This is a genomic window from Sphingomonas sp. ABOLG (genome assembly GCF_003950435.1).
Lineage (GTDB): Bacteria > Pseudomonadota > Alphaproteobacteria > Sphingomonadales > Sphingomonadaceae > Sphingomonas > Sphingomonas panaciterrae.
This window is the reverse complement of sequence record NZ_QQWW01000003.1, coordinates 326633-348640: the sequence shown is the minus strand read 5'-3', so window position 1 is coordinate 348640 and position 22008 is coordinate 326633. Positions and strand designations below refer to the sequence as shown.

At 67.0% G+C, this 22008-nt stretch carries 18 protein-coding genes and 1 tRNA gene; 9 read left to right on the top strand and 10 right to left on the bottom strand.

Annotated features, from left to right (window positions below):
- Nucleotides 1–261 precede the first annotated feature (261 nt).
- Genes cmk through aroA form a run of 3 tightly spaced genes read right to left on the bottom strand, consistent with a single transcriptional unit; the run spans nucleotide 262 to nucleotide 3274 of the window.
- Nucleotides 262–891, bottom strand: coding sequence for a (d)CMP kinase (cmk, locus tag CA236_RS05430; protein ID WP_046411475.1), 630 nt, complete (start codon nucleotides 889–891; stop codon nucleotides 262–264).
- Between the two features lie 8 nt (nucleotides 892–899).
- On the bottom strand, nucleotides 900–1886 hold the full coding sequence (locus CA236_RS05425) for an alpha/beta fold hydrolase (protein ID WP_241212532.1): 987 nt from the start codon (nucleotides 1884–1886) through the stop codon (nucleotides 900–902).
- 47 nt (nucleotides 1887–1933) lie between these two features.
- Nucleotides 1934–3274, bottom strand: coding sequence for a 3-phosphoshikimate 1-carboxyvinyltransferase (gene aroA / locus CA236_RS05420; protein WP_125944836.1), 1341 nt, complete (start codon nucleotides 3272–3274; stop codon nucleotides 1934–1936).
- A 101-nt stretch (nucleotides 3275–3375) separates the two neighbouring features.
- Here aroA and CA236_RS05415 point away from each other — a divergent pair, with 101 nt between their 5' ends.
- Together CA236_RS05415 and CA236_RS05410 are read left to right on the top strand one after the other, a co-directional pair.
- Entirely contained in the window at nucleotides 3376–3696 is a 321-nt protein-coding gene (locus CA236_RS05415) for a TIGR02300 family protein (protein ID WP_046411472.1), read from the top strand.
- Between the two features lie 96 nt (nucleotides 3697–3792).
- Nucleotides 3793–3868: transfer RNA gene (locus tag CA236_RS05410), tRNA-Ala, on the top strand.
- A gap of 257 nt (nucleotides 3869–4125) precedes the next feature.
- Here CA236_RS05410 and CA236_RS05405 read toward each other — a convergent pair.
- The 4 genes from CA236_RS05405 to CA236_RS05390 form a co-directional block, all read right to left on the bottom strand.
- The gene (locus tag CA236_RS05405) at nucleotides 4126–4518 is read right to left on the bottom strand and encodes an HdeA/HdeB family chaperone (protein ID WP_046411989.1); all 393 of its coding nucleotides are present in this window, start codon (nucleotides 4516–4518) and stop codon (nucleotides 4126–4128) included.
- Between the two features lie 165 nt (nucleotides 4519–4683).
- Nucleotides 4684–6021 (bottom strand): ferric reductase-like transmembrane domain-containing protein, encoded by a 1338-nt coding sequence (locus CA236_RS05400; RefSeq protein WP_125944835.1) that lies wholly within the window; start codon nucleotides 6019–6021, stop codon nucleotides 4684–4686.
- Between the two features lie 104 nt (nucleotides 6022–6125).
- The gene (locus tag CA236_RS05395) at nucleotides 6126–6722 is read right to left on the bottom strand and encodes an alpha-ketoglutarate-dependent dioxygenase AlkB (RefSeq protein WP_206430511.1); all 597 of its coding nucleotides are present in this window, start codon (nucleotides 6720–6722) and stop codon (nucleotides 6126–6128) included.
- Entirely contained in the window at nucleotides 6722–7984 is a 1263-nt protein-coding gene (locus tag CA236_RS05390) for a DUF763 domain-containing protein (protein ID WP_125944833.1), read from the bottom strand. The genes CA236_RS05395 and CA236_RS05390 overlap by 1 nt, the downstream gene beginning before the upstream one ends.
- 198 nt (nucleotides 7985–8182) lie before the next feature.
- Between CA236_RS05390 and CA236_RS05385 the strand changes: the two genes are divergently transcribed.
- From CA236_RS05385 to CA236_RS05375, 3 genes are read left to right on the top strand one after another with little or no spacing between them, the layout of a single operon-like run.
- Entirely contained in the window at nucleotides 8183–8440 is a 258-nt protein-coding gene (locus CA236_RS05385) for a glutaredoxin domain-containing protein (protein ID WP_231622021.1), read from the top strand.
- The gene (locus tag CA236_RS05380) at nucleotides 8437–8973 is read left to right on the top strand and encodes a TspO/MBR family protein (protein WP_125944832.1); all 537 of its coding nucleotides are present in this window, start codon (nucleotides 8437–8439) and stop codon (nucleotides 8971–8973) included. Before CA236_RS05385 ends, CA236_RS05380 begins: the two co-directional genes overlap by 4 nt.
- Nucleotides 8974–8997: 24 nt before the next feature.
- Nucleotides 8998–10029: an MBL fold metallo-hydrolase gene (locus CA236_RS05375; RefSeq protein ID WP_241212531.1), complete on the top strand. Its 1032-nt coding sequence runs from the start codon at nucleotides 8998–9000 to the stop codon at nucleotides 10027–10029.
- Nucleotides 10030–10045: 16 nt separating this feature from the next.
- Here CA236_RS05375 and CA236_RS05370 read toward each other — a convergent pair whose 3' ends face one another.
- Nucleotides 10046–11128 (bottom strand): NAD(+)/NADH kinase, encoded by a 1083-nt coding sequence (locus CA236_RS05370; protein WP_164518873.1) that lies wholly within the window; start codon nucleotides 11126–11128, stop codon nucleotides 10046–10048.
- A 62-nt stretch (nucleotides 11129–11190) separates the two neighbouring features.
- On the opposite strand from CA236_RS05370, the gene gcvPA reads away from it, so the two are divergent.
- Both gcvPA and gcvPB read left to right on the top strand, forming a co-directional pair.
- Nucleotides 11191–12585 carry an aminomethyl-transferring glycine dehydrogenase subunit GcvPA gene (gene gcvPA / locus CA236_RS05365; RefSeq protein ID WP_206430510.1) on the top strand — a complete coding sequence of 465 codons (1395 nt, stop codon included), beginning with the start codon at nucleotides 11191–11193 and terminating at the stop codon, nucleotides 12583–12585.
- A complete protein-coding gene (gcvPB, locus tag CA236_RS05360; RefSeq protein ID WP_125944830.1) occupies nucleotides 12582–14096 on the top strand; it encodes an aminomethyl-transferring glycine dehydrogenase subunit GcvPB in 1515 nt (504 codons plus the stop codon). The genes gcvPA and gcvPB overlap by 4 nt, the downstream gene beginning before the upstream one ends.
- Nucleotides 14097–14205: 109 nt before the next feature.
- On the opposite strand, the gene CA236_RS05355 is transcribed toward gcvPB, so the two are convergent.
- The gene (locus CA236_RS05355; RefSeq protein WP_125944829.1) at nucleotides 14206–15609 is read right to left on the bottom strand and encodes an aminotransferase; all 1404 of its coding nucleotides are present in this window, start codon (nucleotides 15607–15609) and stop codon (nucleotides 14206–14208) included.
- A 187-nt stretch (nucleotides 15610–15796) separates the two neighbouring features.
- On the opposite strand from CA236_RS05355, the gene CA236_RS05350 reads away from it, so the two are divergent.
- Nucleotides 15797–16570, top strand: coding sequence for an IclR family transcriptional regulator C-terminal domain-containing protein (locus CA236_RS05350; protein WP_125944828.1), 774 nt, complete (start codon nucleotides 15797–15799; stop codon nucleotides 16568–16570).
- Between the two features lie 90 nt (nucleotides 16571–16660).
- Here CA236_RS05350 and CA236_RS05345 read toward each other — a convergent pair whose 3' ends face one another.
- Nucleotides 16661–18949 (bottom strand): DPP IV N-terminal domain-containing protein, encoded by a 2289-nt coding sequence (locus CA236_RS05345; protein ID WP_241212530.1) that lies wholly within the window; start codon nucleotides 18947–18949, stop codon nucleotides 16661–16663.
- 221 nt (nucleotides 18950–19170) lie between these two features.
- Between CA236_RS05345 and CA236_RS05340 the strand changes: the two genes are divergently transcribed.
- Entirely contained in the window at nucleotides 19171–22002 is a 2832-nt protein-coding gene (locus CA236_RS05340; RefSeq protein WP_164518872.1) for a TonB-dependent receptor, read from the top strand.
- Nucleotides 22003–22008 lie beyond the last annotated feature (6 nt).

Genomic DNA, 22008 nt, shown 5'->3' with positions numbered 1-22008 from the left:
CGCGGCAGCCGCATGCCGTCGCAGCATCCGTGCAACCGGGGTGGGAAGGGCCAAGACGCACGAAATGCGAAAAGGGCGCTGGAGTGCTCCTCCGCGCCATGCCTCCACGAACCCAGGTTCGCCGGACGGTGCGCCATACTGCAAAGGACGGCCGGGAGCAAGGTTGGCGTAGCACCGGCGTGGGAGCAAGGTGGGGCGGAAAGGCGGGGCAATTTTGCGAGGCGCTCACCGCGCCGCCGACCAACCCCTGGCCCCGAGTCGTCAGCCCTCCTTGCGGCGCCGTGCCTCGACCAGGGCGATCGCCTTTTCGATCGACGCCTCGATCGACAGGAAGCTGGTGTCGAGCAGCGCCGCGTCATTCGCGGGCACCAGGGGGGCGGTCGAGCGGGAGCTGTCGCGCGTGTCGCGCGCGCGGATGTCGGCGAGCACCTGGTCGAAGCTGACCGATGCGCCGTGGGAAATCAGTTCATTGTGGCGGCGGCGAGCGCGGATCGTAGGCGTCGCGCGGATGAACAGCTTGGCATCGGCGTCGGGCGCGATGACGGTGCCGATGTCACGCCCGTCGAGAACAGCGCCGCCCTCCTGATGTGCGAACCTTTTCTGCCGCTGGAGCAGCGCGGCGCGGACCAGCGGGTGCGCCGATACGACGGAGGCGAGCTTCCCGATCTCCTCCTCGCGCAGCACCGGGTCTGCGAGCGTCAGTTCGTCGAAGTCGCACGCGGCGACGGCATCGGCCTCGCGCGTCGGATCGAGTTCCAGCCGGCGCACGGTGGCGGCCACCGCGCGGTACAGCAGCCCGGTGTCGAGATGCGGGAGATTATAGTGGCGCGCCAGTGCCTTGGCGATCGTGCCCTTGCCCGACGCGGCGGGGCCATCAACGGCGATAATCATGCCCGGGGTCATGCCAGCGCGTCCTGCCGGGCGAGCCAGGCACGCAGCATGCCGATCGTCTCCGCCGGGCGATCGTTGAACAGGCCGTGCGCGGCCCCCGGCACCACGCCGAAGCCGGCCCCCGGGACGCGCGCGGCAAAGGCGCCGACCGTCACCGGCCGCGCCTCATCATACTGACCGCAAAGGAACAAGGTACGCTTCCCCTCCAGCTTGGCGAGCAACGGCTCGCCATCATAATCCTTGAGCGTCCCCGTCGAAACGAACTCGCTGGCGCCCCACATCGCGCGATACAGCTCCGCGTTGAAGCCGCGGCCCTGACCGGTGTAGGCCTTGATATCAGGCGCCGGCGGCTCGCGCCGGTTGAACGCCGCATAGAATGCACGGGTCGGCTCGTCGCAGCTGGGCGGCGGGGCGGGCAGGGTGAGCGCGCCGCAGCGACGCAGCTCCTTCTGGATGGGGGCGGGCAGTTCGCCGATCAGCGCGCGCGCATCGGCCAGCCAGCTGCGGGTCGAGATCAGCGGGCTGGCGAGCACCAGCCCGGCGAGCGCCGCCGGCCGGCGGGCGCCATATTCGAGCGCGATCGTTCCGCCCCAGCTTGCGCCGAGCATGTGCCAGCGAGCGACACCCAGCGCGGCGCGGATCGCCTCCAGCTCATCTACGAAGCGCGAGACGCACCAGTTGGCAGGGTTGTTGGGGTGATCGGAGCGGCCGGAATCGAGCTGGTCGTAGAGGATCACCGCCCGCTCGCCAGCGAGCGCGAGCGCTTCGAGGAAGCTCGCGTGCGTTCCCCCGGGGCCGCCATGGGCCATGATGATCGGCGCGCGCGCGCCGGCGAGGTCGCCATCGACGCGGACATAGACGCGCCCGCCCTCGACCGGGACCATCAGCTCGCGCGTCGGCCGCGCGAGATCTCGCGCCCGCGCGGGGCCGGCACCGGCCAGCGCGACGCCCGCCAAGCTGGCACCGCCAGCGATCAGCGCGCGGCGGTCGATCAATGAGGCGCCGGTCGGCCTCCTGTTTGGCCCCCTGTTCAGGCCCGTGCTCAGGCCCATGTGACGCGGCCGCCAAGCTGGGTCAGCAGATCGAAGAAGCTGGGGAAGCTGGTGGCGACGGGGCTCGCGTCATCGATCGCGATCGGCTGCGCGGCGTGTAGGCCGGCCACCGCCATGCTCATCGCGATACGATGGTCGAGCCGGGAGGCAACCGTGCCGCCGCCGGGGATCGGATCGCCGCCCGTCCCCTTGATCGTCAACCCGTCCTCATGCTCCTCGCAAGGGACGCCATTGGCCTCCAGTGCGGCCTTCATCACCGCGATGCGATCCGATTCCTTGACGCGCAGCTCGTCCGCGCCACGCGCGATCGTCCGGCCGCTGGCAAAGGCGGCGGCGACGAACAATACGGGGTACTCGTCGATCATCGACGGCGCGACGTCATGCGGCACCTCGATCCCGGACAGCGCGGCATGGCGCACCCGCAGGTCCGCGACCGGCTCCCCGCCGACGACGCGCGGATCCTGTTCGACGATGTCCGCGCCCATCAGGCGAAGCACCGTGACGAGGCCGGCGCGGGTCGGGTTCAGGCCGACGTTCTCGATCACCACGTCGCTGCCCGGCACGACCGACGCGGCGACCATCCAGAAGGCGGCGGAGGAGGGGTCGCCCGGTACGACGATCGACTGTGGGCGAAGCTCCGCCTCGCCCGTGAGCGAGATGATGCGCCCTTCATCGCTCTCCTCGACGCTGATCTCCGCGCCAAATCCGGCGAGCATCCGCTCGCTATGATCGCGCGTCGGCACCGGTTCGATGACGCGCGTGATGCCGGGCGTGTTGAGGCCGGCGAGCAGCAATGCGGACTTCACCTGCGCCGAGGCGACCGGCAGGCGATAGGTGATCGGCACCGCGGGGCACAGGCCACGCACCATCAGCGGCAGCCGGCCGCCCGGCGAGGCGGTGAACTCCGCGCCCATCGTCGAGAGCGGATCGATGACGCGGTTCATGGGCCGCGTTGACAGCGACGCGTCGCCGGTGAAGGTGGCGGTGATCGGATGGCTGGCGACCAGCCCCATCAGGAGGCGCGTCGAGGTGCCCGAATTGCCCATCTCGAGCGCGGCCTGTGGCTGGAGCAGCCCACCGACGCCGACGCCGTTGATCCGCCAGATTGCGTCATCGCCGCGTACGATGGTGGCGCCCATCGCGCGCATCGCGGCGGCAGTGGCGAGCACGTCCTCCCCTTCCAGCAGTCCCTCAACCTGGCTTTCACCAACCGCCAGCGCGGAGAGCATCAGCGCACGGTGGCTGATCGACTTGTCGCCTGGGACGCGAATGCGGCCGGCGAGGCGAGGGGCCGAATGAACGGAGACGGGACGGGGATCAGGGTGCGCCATTGCGCGCCGCGCCTTGCCAGCGGGGTTGCGCTATGGCAAGGCGCGCGCCACTTCACAGGTCAATACCTGCTGAACCAATTTTCCGAAAGGCAAGAGACGGCATGATCAAGCCGGAATGGGGCACGAAGCGGACGTGTCCGAAATGCGCGACGCGTTTTTACGACCTGCAGAAGGACGAGCCGGTCACCTGCATCGAATGCGGCTACGCATGGGAGCCGGAGCCGATCCTCAAGTCCAAGCAGCCGATGCCGTTCGAGGCGGCGAAGTCCGAGAAGGCAGCCGACAGCGATCTCGCTGGCGATGACGATACGGATCTGGTCGAGAACGAGGACGAGGAGCCCAACGCTGACGATGAAGTCGATCTGGGCGGTGACGACGATCTGGGCGTGGAAGCGCCGACCGACGACGACGACAACAACTGATCGTCTGAAGAAAAATAGACTGGCAGGCGGCTTTCTTCAAAAAGGCCGCTTGCCAAGTCTGAAGCGCCCCGTTAGTGGGCGCCTTCCCAACGGAATGGGGCCGTAGCTCAGCTGGGAGAGCGTCGCAATGGCATTGCGAAGGTCAGGGGTTCGATCCCCCTCGGCTCCACCATTTCCACCACATTACGATCCATCCACAGCGCGTGATCGCGCGGTGAGGCGCACTTGCGAGCCACACGGCTGCAGCGTGCCGCGGCGGCTAAACCGTCGCCATCCCATCGGAACGGTCACGATCCCAGGTTCGTGCGAGCGTCAGTCCGCCAAGACGGCACCGTCGTGCGCGATCCGTGCCGGCCATTATCGATCGGGTTCACGCAACCGCGCCAAAAAGTGTGCCGACGCGGTCAGCGCCGGCACCGAGGCGGGGAGTTAACGTTTCATGCCGGCACGCTGCTGCGCCATGGCACGGCGGACGGCGGCGACGAAATTGTTGCCCGGGGTTGCACGACAAGCGTCCACCACGACTGGCACGACGCTGGCGACGCCGTCGACGGTGACCGACGGATCGGACATCTTTCCCTTCGGGCCATAATTCGCGGCAAAGACGACGGCCTGCGGGCGATAATTGACGTCCACGAGGTTGAAGTCGCGGCAGGTGATCGTCTCCATCTTCTTGTTCACCTTGAACACGTCGATGTAGGTCATGCCGTCCTTCTGCGGCACCTGGGCCTGCCGTTCGATCTGGGGCGTCGTCTGGGCCGAACCGGTGGTAGCTGCGCAGGCGGCCAGGATTGCCCCCGCGATTACAAAGCTTCGCGTCATCGGAAACTCCTTCGAGTAGGGCAGCACGGGTTGAACGCTGTCCCGAAACCAGAGTTCAGCGGATCAGCGCCGAGGTCTAGTGAGGGGATGCACGGATGGCTCGGGTGGCCGTGGCCATTACAGGGCACGACGACAGGTGCTGCCGCCACGCGGCTGGGCAGGCGGCTAGCGCAGCTCAAAGAATTCCTGATGGAAGCGGGACGCCGGAAAGCCGTTAGCGATCATGCCGCCGCGGATCGCATCCCCGAAGGCGGCGGGGCCGCAGAACCAGACATCGGCACATCGCCAGTCGGGCACCATTTCCTCAAGGCGTGGAACCGTCAGCTGCGGGTCGGGCGGGGTGACGAGCAGGTGCAGCCGCACGCCGGTGCGATCGACCAGCTCGGACAGACGATGCAGCAGTGCATCGTCGCGCATCCTGGTGGAATAGATCAGGTCGACGCTGGCTGGCCGATCCTCATCCGCCAGCCATTCGAGCCCGGCGACGAAGGGGGCGATGCCGATCCCGCCGGCGATCCACAACTGGCGGCGGCCGGAATCGAAATCGAACCGGCCATAGGGCCCCTCGATCGTGACGGTCTGTCCGGGAAACAGGCGGTCGGGCAGCGCCTTGGTATAATCGCCCAGCCCCTTGATGCCGAAGCGGAGACGGCCGTCATGGCGCCAGGCAGAGGCGATCGAAAAGGGGTGCGCGCCCTCCCGGTCGCCAAAGTCGACAAAGGCGAACTGGCCGGCAAGATGCCCGGGCCAGGCAGTCGTGAGGCGGACGACCACCTCGGTCACGTTGCTGTCACGATAATGCTCGACCGCCTCGATCGTACCCGTCGCACGGCGCGATTTGCCGATGCGGTGGAACAGCGATGCCATGGCCGCGACCGATGCGGCGGCCATCAGCACGCTCAGGAAAGGCCCGATCGGCGCCGCCCAATAGGTGCGCCCCATGAGGATCGTGGCGTGGAACACCAGCACGAGAAAGACGACCGAGAGCAGCCGGTGGGTGGTGAAGAACAGCCGATAGGGAAAGCGTTTCCACAAGGCGATCAGCACCAGCGCGATCATCAGGTACAGCGCAGGCTCCGCCACGCTGACCGCGGCGCCATGCCAGTCGCGGAACGGGTCGAAGCCGGCCGGTACTGCGGCGCCGCTTCGTGGGCGGCGCACGGGTGCTTCCAGCCAACCCCAACGCACAAAATTGCGCGGCAGGATCTCGATCAACCAATGGATGATCGCGACGATCGTCGCCGCGATCCCGAACCATTTGTGCAGGCGGTAGTATTTATCCAGCCCACCCAGGAAGCCTTCGATCTGGACGGGGCGCGCGGCCAGGATCAACCCGACGGACATGAGCCCGATCGCCACCAGCCCGGTGTAATTGATCAGCGTATGGCGAACCCCCCAGAAGCCGCCGGAGCCTGGGGTGCGCATCATGCTGAAGGCCCACAGGATGCTCAGCAACAGCGGTACGGCGACAAACGCGAGCACGATCCGCGCGCGATGCGCCATCTCCTGTCCTCCGCTCCCGTTGGCTTTTTGTCCGCTGTGCGGATCACAGGGAATGACAGGCCGTGCGCGCGGGTGCGCTCAGCAATCTTACGGAGCGGCGACCGTCAGCGCGCGTCTCCGACCGCAGTGCGCAGGCTGCGCAAGGTGATCGACCAGCGGATTTCCTCTATCGCGGCGATGCTATGTTCCCAGTCGTCGCGTGCCATGCCGCTGAGGTGATAGGCGCCGCGCGGCGCCAGCGGCACGGTGACGCGGGAGAATTTCGCGCCTGCCCGGCGACGAAAGCGCATCGCGGCCGGCGCGCCGAGCGAGATGCCGAGCACATGGCCGAAGGCAGGCCGGTCGCGATGCCAGCCGATGCCAGCGCCGGGATCGTAGCGGATGAGGAGCGCCTGGACGAGATCGGCGGCGGCAATGCCGGCAAAGGCGGCGGCCCGATCGCGGATCGGAATCAGCCAGTCGGGGAAGGGCACCCCCGGCTCCAGCCGACCGCGATCGAAATCATAATGCCAGCCAAAGGAGCTGGTCAGCCGCTTGCCGGTCCAGCCTTGGAAGCGGAATGGCGCGAGCGCCGTGGCATCGATCGCGGCGATCAGTTGCTGCTCCTCCGCTGCCGTGACCAGATCGCTGGTGGTGGACAGGCCGGGGAGGGCAGGCTGCGCAGGCATGGCAGGCAGGTCGAACAGCATGTCCATGGTCATCATTGTGCCGCGGCGTCGCGCGGCGCGACTTCATGGCCGAACACGCTGCGACCGCCGTAGGCGTGCGACTGGCGGCGTTCCTCGGCGATGAATGCCTCGACTGACGGGCCGCGCGCACGCGCCTCGAGCCGGCGTGCCTGCCGATCGAGGCGTCGGATCGCGGCGCTTTTCTCATCCTGCCCGAGCCGTGCGGCCGTGACGGCCGCCTTCATCACGCCGATCGTCTGATCATAAACGTGCGTCGGCACCGGGAAGGGGTGGCCGTCCTTGCCGCCATGCGCCAGACTGAAGCGTGCCGGATCGCTGAACCGACAGGGTGCGCCGTGCACGACCTCCGCCACCATCGCGAGCGCGCGGACGGTACGCGCACCGATGCCGGGGATCAGCAGCAGCTCCGGGAAGTCCGCCGGCCCGCGCTCAGCCGCAGCGGCAAGCGCACCATGGAGGCGGCGGGTGACGACGTTCTCCGACCTGACATCGTGATGGGCCGGCATCGCGAGATGCGGCAGCATCGCCTGCGGATCGGGCGGCGCGGGTCGGTGGCCGCCCGCTTCCGGATCGATGTCGCGGAGCAGCCCGACAACGCCGTCCGGGCCCTCATCACGCAGCAGCGACAGTTGCCGGTCGCGGGAGGCGGCGGCGCGGGTGTCTGCCAGGTTCACGATTCGCCCGCGGCTGTTCCCCTCGATTGCGGCATGGGGCGCATCGAGGAAGCTTCCCATCCCTTCCGACAGCCAGTGGTAACGCCGGGCCTGACGGCGATCGCCATTCATCCCCTGCTGGATGACCACCCAGCGCCCGTCGTCGCCGACGATGAAGCCGTGAAGATAGAGATCGAACCCGTCCTGCACCGCCGCGCTGTCCACCTTGGCGACCAGCCGGCTGGCGCGGGCAAGCGCGTCGCCGTCGATACCGACGCGCGCACCCACCGCGGCGAGTTCCGCCGGCGTGGCGCGGCTATGGCGGCCGCGCCCGCCGCAGACGTGGAGGCCAAGGTCGCCCGCGCGCGGCGCCAGCCCCCGCTTCAGCGCGCCCAGCACGCTGGTGGTGATGCCGGAGGAATGCCAGTCCATCCCCATCACCGCGCCAAAAGATTGAAACCAGAAGGGATGGGCCAGCCGGCGAAGGAATTCGTCGCGCCCATATTCGATTACGATCGCCTCTGCGATCACCGCGCCCAGTCGCGCCATCCGCTGCCCCAGCCACGCAGGCACGCGGCCGCCATGCAGCGGCAGATCGGCACTGCCCGCGCGCCGCGCCATCAGCGGTGATCCGCCAGGAGCGCGCGGTGGGAACGGCGGGTGATCGGCCGGATCGGCATGGCAGCGGCTATAGCTGATCCGGAACGAAGGTGGAACATCGAATCGCCGCTCATGGTCGGTGGCTGACCGGGGCGGGGCGGCCATGGGAACTGACGACGCCATCCTGCGCTGTGTTCCGCGACAAGGATCATTGATGTGATGGAGACGCTGGTGGCGGATCAAAAGTCTGCGATTTTGTACCGGATGGTGCTGCCCGACCATGTTTGCCCGTTCGGGGTGCGTGCGAAGGAGATGCTGGAAACGGCGGGATATGCCGTTGACGATCGCATTCTCTCGACGCGCGAAGAGGTGGATGCGTTCAAGGCGGACCAGGGTGTGGAGACCACGCCGCAGGTCTTCATCGATGGTGAACGGATCGGCGGCAGCGACGATCTGCAGCGGTATCTCGGCGCATGATCGCCGCCCGCACGCAGCCCGCGACTGGGCTTTCGCTCGTCGCCGCAGCGACGATCGTTGCTGGTGTCATGGGCGTGAGCGCGCTGGTCGGTCGACGCAACGCCCCTGACAAGAGCCACCCCGGCATCCGCGGGTGGTATCGCCGGCTGGACAAGCCGTCGTTCACCCCGCCCGACGCCGCCTTCGGTGCGGTCTGGCCGGCACTCGAAGCGAGCCTCGCGGTCGGCGGCTATCGCCTGCTCCGCGCACCCGCGAGCACGAGCCGTAATCTGGGCGTTGGCCTGTGGCTGCTCAACACCGGGATGATCGGCGGCTGGACCGAATTGTTCTTCCGCAAGCGCGCGCTTGGCGCGAGCACCGCGGCATCGGCGATGATGATGGGCACCGGCGCAGGCTATGTCGTCGCGGCGAGCCGGGTAGACCGACCGGCCGGGCTGCTCGGCGTGCCGTTCGTCGCCTGGCTCGGCTTTGCCACCCTGCTCGCCGAACAGGTGTGGCAGCGCAATCCCGATCGCGGCGCGGCGGCGGCGTGAGCGCGATGCGCGCGGGCGTCACCTTTGCTGGATCGGTCGAGCGTCGCTGACGGCGTGGCGCGCAACCGTTATTACCACGGGCCCCCGACCGACCATTTCGACGGCACCCGCTTCTTCAACCCCGGGCAATCGGGGCCGGAGGGCGGGCTGCGCGCCATCTTGCGGTGGAAACTGGCGGGGGGCGCAGCACGCTGGCCCGAAACGGTGCCGGTATCGCCCACGGTGCCGGACGCGCACGTGCCGGGGATCCGCATCACCATGGTCGGCCATGCCTCCACGCTGATCCAGGCGGCGGGTTGGAACATCCTGACCGATCCTGTGTGGTCGCCGCGCGCCAGTCCGTTCAGCCGGCTCGGGCCCCGACGTGTGACGGCGCCCGGCATCCGGTTCGAGGATCTGCCGCCGATCCACGTCGTGCTGATCAGCCATGCGCATTACGATCATCTGGATATCGCGACGTTGCGCCGGCTGCAGGCGGCGCATGATCCGCTGATGGCGATGCCGCTGGGCAATGACGCGATCGTCCGCGCCGGCGTGCCCGGCGCACGCTGTCTCGCGGGGGATTGGTGGGACACGCTGCGGCTGGGCGAGGGCGTGGCGACGACGCTGACCCCCGCCTATCATTGGGCGAACCGCTGGCCGACGGACGTGCGCATGTCCTTGTGGAGCGGCCATTATCTGACGACGCCGGCGGGGACGATCTGGTTCGCCGGCGACACTGGCTATGGCGACGGCGCGATCTTTGAACAATTGCCCGAGCGGCTCGGCAGCCCGGACGCCGCGCTGATCCCGATCGGCGCCTATGCCCCGCGCTGGTTCATGGCGCCCCAGCATGTCGACCCGGCCGAAGCCGTTCGCATCTGCGAGCAGGTCGGCGCGGCACAGGCAATCGGCATCCACTGGGGCACGTTCCAGCTCACCGACGAACCGCGTGAGGAGCCACCGCGGCTGCTCGCCGCCGCCGCGCGTGCGATGGGCTTTGCGCCGGACCGGTTTGTCGCTGGAGAGCCCGGCGATGCATATGACATCAAGCGCTCATCACCGCGCGGGGCGTGAGCAGAAGTCGCCTGGCTCAAGCAGCGCGCAGCTTCATCATCATCGAACGGCCGGGCGCGGTCCGCACGCGGACATAGCCCTCCATGGCGCGGTCCAGCGCCGCGTCGCCGCTGTCGACCAGCAACGTCGCATCGCTGAGCGCGGCCAGCTTCCCGGCGTCCGCCAGCACGATCAGGCCCTGCGGCGCAGCGCGGGCGATTACCGCGGCGTCGATCTGCTGGTTGCCGCGGCCAAGTAGGAAGCCCTGGCCGCCGATCACGCCCAGCACGAGGCGCGGCGGCGTATCGGCGGTCAGTTCGCGCAGCGTCGCGGCACCGGCGTCGATCGCCACCGGCTCGCCATGCGCGAAGGCATCGACGCCCAGCAAGGTGCCGCATCCCGCCAGCGCATGCTTCACCATCATCATCGTGGCGCCAGGACCGATGATCGCCAGCGGTTCGCCGCGCAATTCGCGCGCCAGCGCGGCGGCGGCACGCTCCAGATCAGCGGCCGAGGTACTGGCCGATGTTGCCTTGGCCGCCTGCATCCCGCGCGCCCGCGGCACATGCAGTACGCCATATAGCGTGATAGCGCCCCGGTCATCGCGATCCATCACGTCCGCCGCAACGGGCGGGCGACCGTAGCCGGTGAGGCAGCTTTTCAGGATGGTGCCAGCCGTCGCGGGACTCGTCGCAAAGACCGCACTGTGCATCTTCACCCCGGCGGGTATGCCGATGACGGGCAAGCACCCCAGGTCAGCGGCAAGAAGGTCACGTGCCGTGCCGTCCCCCCCTGCAAAGACCAGCAGGTCGACGCCGGCGGACAGGATCGCTCGCGCTGCCGCAATCGTGTCGGCTGAGGTGGTCCGCTCGGCAGCTGCCGCGTGGGCCAGGTCGCACGGTAGGGAGGCGGACCGGGCGGCATCCTCGCCCATCGCGCCTGCGCTGGTCACGATCGTGCACGGTTCGCCGGCAAGCGCGGCCAGCGCCGCCGCGGCACGCGCCGTTGTCAGCGACGGAGCCGTCGCCGCCAGCGCGGAGCCGCTCACGCCATCGGATCCCTTCAGCGCGAGCGGCCCGCCAATCCCGGCGACCGGGTTGACAATCAGGCCGAGGCGCACGCAAGTCCTGTTCGCACAGCAATCATAATGTGCGCTGTTAGCACAAATCCATGAGAGACTCCATGCCAGCACCGGATCGCGCGCATCCTTACATGCCCAATTCGACGGCCGAGCAACGCGCAGACCTGCTGCGGGCGATTGGCGCCGACACGACCGAGGCCCTGTTTGGGCAAATCCCAGATTATCACCGCCTGCGCACGCCGATCGAAATGGCGCCGACGCTCAGCTCCGAGGTGGAGCTGGCGCGGCATCTTGACGGGCTGTTGGCGCAGAACCGGCCGGCGGCGTCGATGACGAGCTTTCTTGGCGGGGGCTGTTGGCAGCATCACGTCCCCGCCGTGGTGGACGAGATCGTCAACCGCGCCGAATTCCTGACGCCGGTGTGGGGCACGCCATCGTCCGATTTCGGGCGCAACCAGGCGTGGTTCGAATTCACCAGCCAGCTGGGCGCGCTGCTTGAGCTCGAGATGGTCGGCCTGCCAGTGTACAGCTGGGGCTGCGCCGCCGGGCACGCGCTGCGCATGGCGGCGCGGATCAACGGCCGACGCCGCGTGCTGGTCCCGGCGCGGATGTGCCCGGAGCGGCGCGCGGTGCTCCATTCCTATTGCGCCTCCGCCGGGGCTGATCGCGGGATCGTGGTCGAGACATATCCGTGCGACCTGCTGGGGCGCGCCGACGTCGACGCGCTGCGCATGCTGGCGGATGACGGGATCGCGGCGGTCTATTTCGAGAATCCTGCATTCCTCGGCGGGCTGGAGCATCGCGTGGCCGATATCGTCGATATCGCGCATGCCGTGGGTGCCGAAGCGGTGGTTGGTGTCGACCCGATCAGCCTGGGCGTCATTGCCGCACCGGGCGCCTATGGCGCGGACATCGCAGTTGGCACGATCCAGACGCTGGGCATCCACATGCATGCCGGCGGCGGTCTGGGCGGCTTCATCGCGTCGCGCGATGAGGAACGCTATACCGCCGAATATCCGACGCTGTTGAACAGCATCACCGAAACGGTCGATGGTAAGATGGCGTTCGGCATGATGCGGTTCCACCAATCCTCCTACGGTTCGCGTGAGGAGGGGAAGGACTGGACTGGCAATTCGACCTACCTCTGGGCGGTTGGCGCCAGCGTGTACATGGCGCTGCTCGGCCCGGCCGGCTTTCGCGAAGTGGGTGAACTGATCCTCGATCGATCGCACCGGGCCGCCGAGCGGCTGGCCGGAATTGCCGGAGTGTCCGTCCCCGAGACGGGCGGGTTCTTCAAAGAATTCCCGGTCTCTTACGATCGTGCCGACTTCGCGAGCGTCGATGCGGCGCTGCGCGCGCGCAACATCCTGGGCGGGATCGACGTGGGCAAGCTGTGCCCCGAGCTGCCGTCGGCCGCGCTTTACGCCTTCACCGAAATTCATGACGACGCCAGTGTGGATGCGCTGGGCGTCGCGCTGCAGGAGATCCTGGCATGACGCTCCGTCGCTATCACGCACCCGTCTGGGACGAGCCGATCATCATGGAAATGGGCGCGCCGGGCCGGCGTGGACAGCATTTCCCGCGCGTGGAGGGCGGGGCCTCCCGCGTGCCCGCCGCGCTGCGCCGTGCGAACCCGCCCGCGCTGCCGGAAAATTCCGAGCCGGACGTGCTGCGCCATTACCTGCGCCTGTCGCAGGAGACGATGGGCATGATCGGCATCAGCCTGTTCGGCACCTGCACGATGAAATACAATCCGCGCCGCGGCGAGCAGACGGCGATGCGGCGCGAGATCGCGGGCGTCCATCCGGCGCAGCATCCCGATACGATTCAGGGCCTGCTGGCCGCGGTTCATGGGATGGAAGAGGCGCTGCGCGCGCTGTCGGGCATGGACGGTTTCACTTTCCAGCCGGCGGGCGGGGCGGACGCCGCCTATACGCAGGCATGCATCACCCGCGCGTGGCACGCGTCGCGTGGCGAGGCGGGGCAGCGCACCGAGATCATCACCAGCATCCAGTCGCATCCGTGCAACCCGGCGACCGCCGCGACCGCCGGTTTCGATGTCATCACGCTTCCGCTGGGGCCGAACGGCTATCCCGAACTGGACGCGCTGCGCGCCGCGGTGTCGTCGAAGACGGCAGCGCTGATGATCAACAACCCCGACGACATGGGCGTTTATAACCCCGAGATCGACGAATGGGTGCGGATCGTAAAGGCCGCCGGTGGCCTCGCTTTCTACGATCACGCCAATTTCAACGGCGTGATGACGAAGATCCGCGCGCGCGACCTGGGCTTCGATGCGTGCATGTTCATGCTGCACAAGACGTTCGGCGTGTCGAAGGGCGGCGGTGGGCCGGCTGTCGGCGCCTATGGCTGTTCGGCAGAGCTGTTGCCGTTCCTGCCGGGGCCGCGCGTGGTGCGTGCCGAGGATCGCTTCACGCTTGAGGACGGATCGGTCGATGCGCCCAAGGTGCGCGAATATCTCGGCAACCTGCATCAGGTGTTCAAGGCATATGCCTGGGTCCGCGCGATGGGCGTCGAGGGGCTGTCCGAAGCGTCCGACATGTCGGTGCTGCTGAACAATTACATGGAGAAGCGCCTGCTTGAGGTGCGCGGTGTCACCCGCTCGCACCCCGACATGCCCGGCTGGCGTCTGGAAATGACCCGCTTCAGCATGGAGAAACTGTTCGAGGACACCGGCGTCAGCGCGCTCGATGTGCAGAACCGCATGGGCGATTTCGGCATCGACGCATTCTGGCTGAGCCATGAGCCATGGATCGTGCCGCAGCCGTTCACGCCGGAAGCCGGCGAGATGTGGTCGCGCGAGGACGTGGATTACTGGATCGATGTTCTCGCCCATGTCGTCGATGAGGCGTATCGCGATCCGGAGATGGTGAAGACCGGACCGCACAATCAGGTCGTGAAGCCGCTGGCCCCGCGCAACCTGGATGATCCGGCGATCGGCTCGACCACCTGGGCCGCGCATCAGCGGAAGAACGCCCGCGCCTGAACGGCAGTCGTGACCGCAGATGGAAAGGGGCGCGGACCGATATGGTGCGCGCCCCTTTTCGCTTGTCTGTGCCGCCGCTTTTTGGGGTGCGGCGGCACCCAGTTTCAGATCAGGCGTCGCCGCTGCCGCGCAGCTCGGCCAGAACCTGATCCGCGGCATCGCGGAACGCAGCAACCGAGCGGTCGATCTCTTCGCGCTGGATGACGAACGGAGGTGAGAAGGCGACGGTGTCGGCCGACGGCAGCGCGCGGCCGATGACGCCGCGATCCAGCGCGCCCTTCACGATGCGCGCCGCGACCTTCAGCGCCGGATCAAAGGCGACCGGCCCGGTGTCGCGGATTTCCTTCACGAACTCGACCGCGCCGATCAGCGCCTGGCCCCGCACTTCGCCAACCAGGGGATGATCCGCAAAGGCCGCGCGCAGCGCCGCCTGCATATGCGCACCCTCGTCAGCGACGCGGGCGAGCATGTTCTCATTTTCGATCAGGTCGAGGTTGGCGAGCGCGGCGGCCGCGCCCAGCGGGTGGCTGGAATAGGTGTAGCCATGGCCGAAGGCGCCGAACTGGCTGCCCGCGCCGCTCAGCACGTCCCACACCCGCTGCCCGACGATACAGGCGGAGAGCGGGAAGTAAGCGGAGGTCAGGCCCTTCGCGACGGTGATCATGTCTGGCTGCATGTCGAGCAGCTCGGACCCGAACATCGCGCCCAGGCGGCCGAAGCCGCAGATCACTTCGTCGGCGATCAGCAGGATGTCGTGACGACGCAGCACGTCGCGCATGGCGGCATAATAGCCCTGCGGCGGGGCGATCACGCCGCCGGCGCCCATCACCGGCTCCATGATCATCGCGCCGATCGTGTCCGCGCCCTCGCGCGCGATCAGTTCCTCAAGGTCGGCGACCAGCTTGGCGGTGAATTCCGCGTCGGTCAGGCCATGGCCTTCCCACAGGCGGCGCGGCGCGGTGGTGTGGCGCACCATCGGCAGCGGCAGGTCGAACCCGGCGTGGAGGCCCGGCAGGCCGGTCAGGCCGGCGGTCATGATCGTCACGCCATGGTAGCCGCGCCGGCGGGCAATGATCTTCTTCTTCCGCGGGCGGCCCAGCGCATTGTTGTAATACCACACGAATTTCACCTGGGTGTCGTTGGCGTCCGAGCCCGAATTGCCGAAGAACACCTTCGACATGCCGGCGGGGGCCATGTCGATCAGCCGCTGGGCCAGAAGGGCGGGCTTGTCGCTGCTCATCGAGGAAAAGGCGTGGCAATAGGAAAGCTGATTGGCCTGATCGCGCAGCGCGTCGGCAATCTCGCTGCGACCATAGCCGACGTTGACGCACCACAGGCCGGCCATCGCATCGACATAGTCGATACCGCGCTCATCGGTCAGGACGGCGCCCTTGCCCTGCGTGATCACCACGGGTGGGCCGCTGCGCTCATGGTCGGCCAGCATGGTGAAGGGGTGGAACACGAACTTGCGGTCGATCTCCGCCGTGCTGAGACCGGAACTGCTCACTGCCATTACGTAAAACCCCTCGCTCGTCACGCGAACACATGTGCGCTATGTGGTAATAATGCCGCGGGGCGCGATCGCGCAAGGGGATGGTGCATTCTGCGCTGCGCGGAATCGACGCAATGGCTGAAGCATTGTAGGCCGGGTTCAAACAACGCCGCCTCGATCGACGGTCGGGCACGGCAAAGGAGTGAATATGGTTTCAGCCGAACAGGACGTCAGTGATCGCGATTATGTCAATTCGCTGGCCCGCGGGCTCGAAGTGATATCGGCGTTCACGCGTACACGGCCGAAGATGACCTTGAGCGAGATTTCACGCGCCACTGGAATGACGCGCGCCACGGTGCGGCGGTTCTTGCTGACGCTGGTGCGCGAAGGATATGCCGAAAAGGACGACAAGCTTTTCAGCCTGAAGCCCAAGGTGCTTGAGCTTGGCTATTCGGCGCTGTCCTCGATGGGTATTCTCGACGTCATCCAGCCCGTCATGAATGACCTTTCGCGAGAGCTTCAGGAATCGGTCTTCGCCGCGGTCCTGACGGGTGACTACGTAACCTATATCGCGCGGGCGACATCCGAACGGCTGGTGAACGTAAGCATCACGATCGGCAGCACGACTCCCGCCCATGCGGTGTCGACGGGGCGCGTTCTGCTGGCGGCCGAGCCGAACGATGCGCTGGAACGCTATATCGATCGCGTGAAGCTGGAGCCGATCACGCCGCACACGGTCACGTCCAAGGTCAAGCTGCGTGCCGAGATCGAAAAGGTCCGGCTGGAAGGCTATAGCTTCGTCGATCAGGAACTGGAGATCGGGCTTGGCTCGCTGTCCGTCCCGGTGCGCAACCGAGAGGGCCGGGTGCTCGCCGCCCTCAACGTCTGCTGCCCGACGGCGCGCGTTACGTCGGAGGACATGCGCAAGAACATCCTGCCGGAACTGATAGCGGCGTCGCAGACGGTGACGCGCGGCATGTAAGGAAATCGCCTCCCGCCGGCGTCATGCGGGGCGGGGGGCAGGAGGACGAGCGGCCGGCGAAGTACGCCGGTCCGCTCGCCTCCCGATCGATCAGTTCGCGCTTGTCAGCGCGGCGCGTGCCGGCGGCGTGGCATCGCTCCGGTTGAATTTGGGCGTGCTTTCCCCGCGCAGCGTGCGCACGAAGAAGCTGTACTGGCGACGCAGCACGTACTCCATCGGCTCCTCCGACCGGCCCACGCCGTGATCGGCGCCCGGTACCACCAGCAGGTCGAAATCCTTGCCCGCCTTGATCAGGCGATCGGCCACCTGCATCGTCACCGCCGGATCGACATTCATGTCGAGCTCGCCGGAGATCAGCAGCAGGTCGCCCTTCAGGCGCCAGGCATTGGCGACGTTGGACGACCGCGAATAGCTTTCGTCGATCGGCCAGCCCATCCACTGTTCGTTCCAGCTGACCTTGTCCATGCGGTTGTCGTGGCAGCCGTTGTACGCCACCGCCGCCTTGTAGAAATCGGGGAAGAACAGCAGGCCGCCAAGCGCGTTCTGCCCGCCCAGCGAGCCGCCATACAGGCCCACGCGATCGGCATCATAATAGCTGTACTTGGCCGCGGCGGCGCGGTGCCACAGGATGCGATCGGGCGCGCCGCCTTCGCCGACATTCTTCCACGTCACATCATGGAACGCCTTTGACCGGTGCAGCGTGCCCATGCCGTCGATTTGGACGACGATGAAGCCGAGGTTCGCCTGGGCCTGCATGCCGACCACTTCGTCGCCGCCGGCGTGGAAGCCGAACGGCCACCATTTCTTCGGCACGAAGGCGTCGAAGCCGGCGCCGTAAATGTTCTCGATCACCGGATATTTCTTGGTCGGGTCGAAATCGGCCGGGCGGACGATCACGCCCCAGATGTCGGTCTTCCCGTCACGGCCCTTGGCGACGAACGTCTCCGGCGCCTTCCAGCCAGCGGCGAGCAGGCGCGAGATGTCGGCTTTCTCGATCGTGTCCACCAGCGAGGCGTCGGCGGTGCGGCGCAGCTCGGCGACCGGCGGCATGTCGGTGCGCGAATAGATGTCGACATAATGCTGCCCGTCCGGCGAGAAGACGACATCGTGGAACGCGTCCGCCTGCGTCAGCCGCGTCAGGCCGCGGCCGTCGAAGCCGATGCGGTAGAAATGCTGGAGATATGGATCGCCGCCCTCGCGGCCATTGGCGGTGAAGATGATCGTGCGGGTCGCGGGGTCGACGCTGACGATGCGGCGCACCACCCAGTCACCCTTGGTGATCTGGTTGCGGATCCTGCCCCCGCGCCCGTCGACCAGGTAGAGGTGGTTCCAGCCGTCGCGCTCCGACATCCAGATGATCTCGCGCCCGGTGCCATCGACATCGCGATGGTCCATGCGGGGCGCATAGACGAAGGTGTCGGACTTCTCCGCCATCACCTCGCGCGGCTTGCCGGTACGCGCATCCACCTCGATCAGCCGGTACACCGCATGACCGCGCTGATTGTAGGTGAAGGCGAAGCTGGCGGAATCCTTGCGCCACGTCACCTTGCCCAGCTGATAGGGATTGTCGAACAATGCCGGGTCGACGTCGATCTGCTTGGCGGCAGCGACATCGAACAGGATGGGGCGATCGATATCGATCACGTCGCCGGGCTTCGGGTACAGCTGGGTGATCAGCTTGGGTTCGAGCTGGTCGGTGGGCGAGCTCGCCACGCGATAGATCTCGCGGCGATGCCCCGCGCGCACGCGGTTGATGACGACGCGCGCAGAATCCGGCGACCAGGTGATCGTCTCCGGATCGTAGAAATTGGCCGGTGAGCCGTCGCCGCTGCGGACCAGCTCGCGTCCGTCGCCAGTAGCGCGCACCACCAGATTGTCGCCCTCGACCATCGCGACATAGCGGCCATCCGGTGACACGCGCGGCGTGTTGTCGGCCGGCACGCTCAGGTCACGCAGCACGCCGATCGCCTTGGGACGACCCGGCGCGGCAGGTGTGGGGCGGCAGACATAGGTGTCGAGCGCGCAGGTGAGCCGCCGGTCACCAACCGCGATCAGGATGGCGCGATCGTCGGGGGAGAGCGCGAACTCACTGAACGGCAGGCGATCGGCGCGATAGGTGTCGCCAGTGATCTTGCCGATCGCACCGCCAAGACGCGCATGATCGAACGCATCGCGCTTCTCCCTGTCCGCCAAGCGAACACTGATGAAGCGAAAACCGTCCTTCTCGGTCCGACGATAGTGGAAGTGGCTGCCGTCGTTTGACCAGACGGCCGCATCCGCCACCCCATCGGTCAGGTACATCGTGCGCTCACGCAGGCTCAGCGCGTCCTTGTAGGCGGCTTCGTTAGGCTGGGCGGCAGCCGCCCCGCTGCATGCCACCAAAAAAACGCCGGCTGTTGCAGCCCGAACTAAGCGCATCAGATCCCTCCAAAAAGTTCCACGTAGCGCGAGGAAATCGCAAATTTGTTGTGCCCCGCGTTCGAACTACGCAGGAAAATGCTTGACGACAAGTGCGCTCTACGAACAAAACTGCGCCGTGCGAACGAAAAGAGCAAAGGGGTTTGTTGATGACTAGGGCTTCCGCAGCCAGGCGTATCCTGTTGACCACTGCTGCGCTGTTTGTGTCGATTCCGGCGGCCGCGCAGGACGTGAGCGGTGAACTGGCGGGCCAGCCCGCCGCGGACAATGGCGGCGGCGATATCGTTGTGACCGGCTCGCGCATCGCGGTGCCGAACCTTCTGTCGAACAGCCCGATCAACACCACGGATTCGCAGGAGCTCGCGCTTCAGGGCACCGTCAACGTAGAGGACTCGCTGGTCGAAATTCCCCAGGCGACGCCTGGCACCAGCAGCACCAACAACAACGGCAGCAACGGTACGACGACCGTCAACCTGCGCGGCGTTGGCGATATCCGCACGCTCGTCCTCGTCGATGGCAAGCGCTGGATGCCGTCGGGCAACACCGGCGTGGTCGATCTCAACACCATCCCGGTCGCGCTGCTGAAGCGGGTCGAGGTCGTCACCGGCGGCGCATCGGCCGTGTACGGCTCGGACGCGCTGGCTGGCGTCGTCAACTTCATCTTCAACGACCGCTTCGAGGGGGCGCAGCTTGGCCTGACCTCGCAGATCACCGAGCGTGGCGACGGGCATCTGTTCGACGCAAACCTGACGGTCGGCGGCGAATTCGCCGACGGTCGCGGCCACATGACCATGTGGGGCGGCTATACGAAGCGTGAGCCGATCTTCCAGGGCCAGCGCGAATTCTCGCGCTACGCACTGCAGCCGAGCCGCGACCGCACCAGCCTGATCCGCGCCGGCTCCACCACTTCCTTCCCCGCGAACATCGTGCTGTCGGCCCCGGGTAACCGCGGCATCGACGCCGATGGCGACGGCACCGTCTCGTTCGGTCCCGGCGGCACGCTCAACGGCGAGGCGAGCTTCTACAACACCAATCCGGTCAACTATTTGCAGGTCCCGCAGGAGCGCTGGCTGGGCGGTGCGAACGTCCGCTATGACGTGACCGACGATATCGAGGCGTTCGGCCGCTTCACCTTTGCGCACAACCGCGTCTCCACGCAGCTTGCGCCGAGCGGCACCTTCTTCGCCTCCTTCGGCCTCAATCCGGACAACCCCTTCCTTGCGCCGGCGACCGTCGCGGCGCTGCGGGTCGAGGCGGGTGCCGGCGGTGTCGACGCCAACGGCAATTTGCGCACGCAGATCGGCTATCGGTTCGCCGCGCCGCGCTTCTCCGAATTCACCCGCAACGCCTTCCAGGTGCAGGGCGGCCTGCGCGGCAAGGTGGGCGGCTGGAACTGGGAAGTATTCGCCCAGCATTCGCGCACTGACCTCAACACCCAGCTGACCGGCGACGCCAACCTTGGCCTCATTCAGCAGGCGCTGCTGGTGCGCGACGTCAACGGCACGCCGCAGTGCATCGATCCGACCGGCGGCTGCGTGCCGCTCAACATCTTCACCAACGATCCCTCGTCGGTGAGCCAGGCCGCGCTCGACTTCATCTCGCTCGACCTTCAGGTTCAGGCGATGACCCGTCAGACGGTCGCCGGCGGTACGCTGTCGGGTGACCTTGGCAACATCCGCTCGCCTTTCGCCGACAATCCGATCGGCCTCGCTTTCGGTGTCGAATATCGCGAGGAAGGGTCGAGCTATCGCCCCGACGCCAATTACGAGGCAGGCCGCTCGGCCGGCTTCGGCACCGCGGCGACCGTCATCGGCAACTTCAACGTGAAGGAAGCCTTTGGCGAAATCCGCATCCCGCTGATCGAATCGCGGCCCTTCTTCGAGGCGCTATCGTTCGAGGGTGGTTATCGCATCTCGGACTATTCGACCGCCGCCGGCACGGTCCACACCTTCAAGGCAGGCGGTGACTGGGCCCCTGTCCGCGACATCCGCTTCCGCGGCCTGTACCAGCGCGCGGTTCGCGCCCCGAACATCAACGAGCTGTTCCAGCCGCGCGTCGAAACCGCCGTCACCGGCATCGATCCGTGCGCGGGCATCAGCCCGACTGCCAGCCAGTCTTTGTGCGAGGCGACCGGCGTCCCCGGCGGCCGCTATGGCGCCGTGCCGCTGCCGCCGGCCGGCCAGTTCCAGGGCTTCACGGGCGGTAACCCGAACCTGAACGTCGAGAAGTCGGACACCTATACGATCGGCGCGATCTTCCAGCCGTCGTTCATCCCGCGGCTCGTCGTCTCGGTCGATTATTACAGCCTGAAGATCGTCGATGCGATTGAATCGCTGGCCGGCGGCGCACAGAACGCGCTCAACGCCTGCTATTTCAACACGCAGAACATCAATTCGGTGTTCTGCCAGAGCATCCTGCGTGATCCGATCAACGGCTCGCTGTTCGGCGGCAACGAGACCGGCGTCTACGCCACGCTCGTCAACACCGGCCGGATTGAGACCAAGGGCTTCGACTTTGCGGTCAACTATTCCGTGCCGGTCGGCTCGGGCCAGGTCCGCTTCGGCGGCAACGCGACTTATGTCGACAGCTTCATCCGTCAGGGTGGCGAAGGGCTGCCGGCCTATGAATGCTCGGGCCGGTTCGGCGCGATCTGCAACGGCCTGATCCCGCAGTTCAAGTCGACCAGCCGTCTCGCCTACGAAAATGGCGGCACGATCGTCTCGCTGCGCTGGCGGCACATCGGCAAGGTGGAGCTCGATCGCTTTGCGCTCGGCACCGACACCCGTCCGTCGCCGGTCACCAGCCTGCGTGCGGCGAACTACTTTGACCTCGATACCTCGCTCAACGTGTCGGAAGCCTTCACGCTCACGGCCGGCATCTCGAACCTGTTCGATCGCCAGCCGCAGGTGTTCGGCAACGACGTGGGCGGCCTCGGCGCCACCGCGAATACCTATCCGGGCACCTATGACGGCCTGGGCCGCATGTTCCGGATCGGCGCTGTCGCGAAGTTCTGAGGCAAG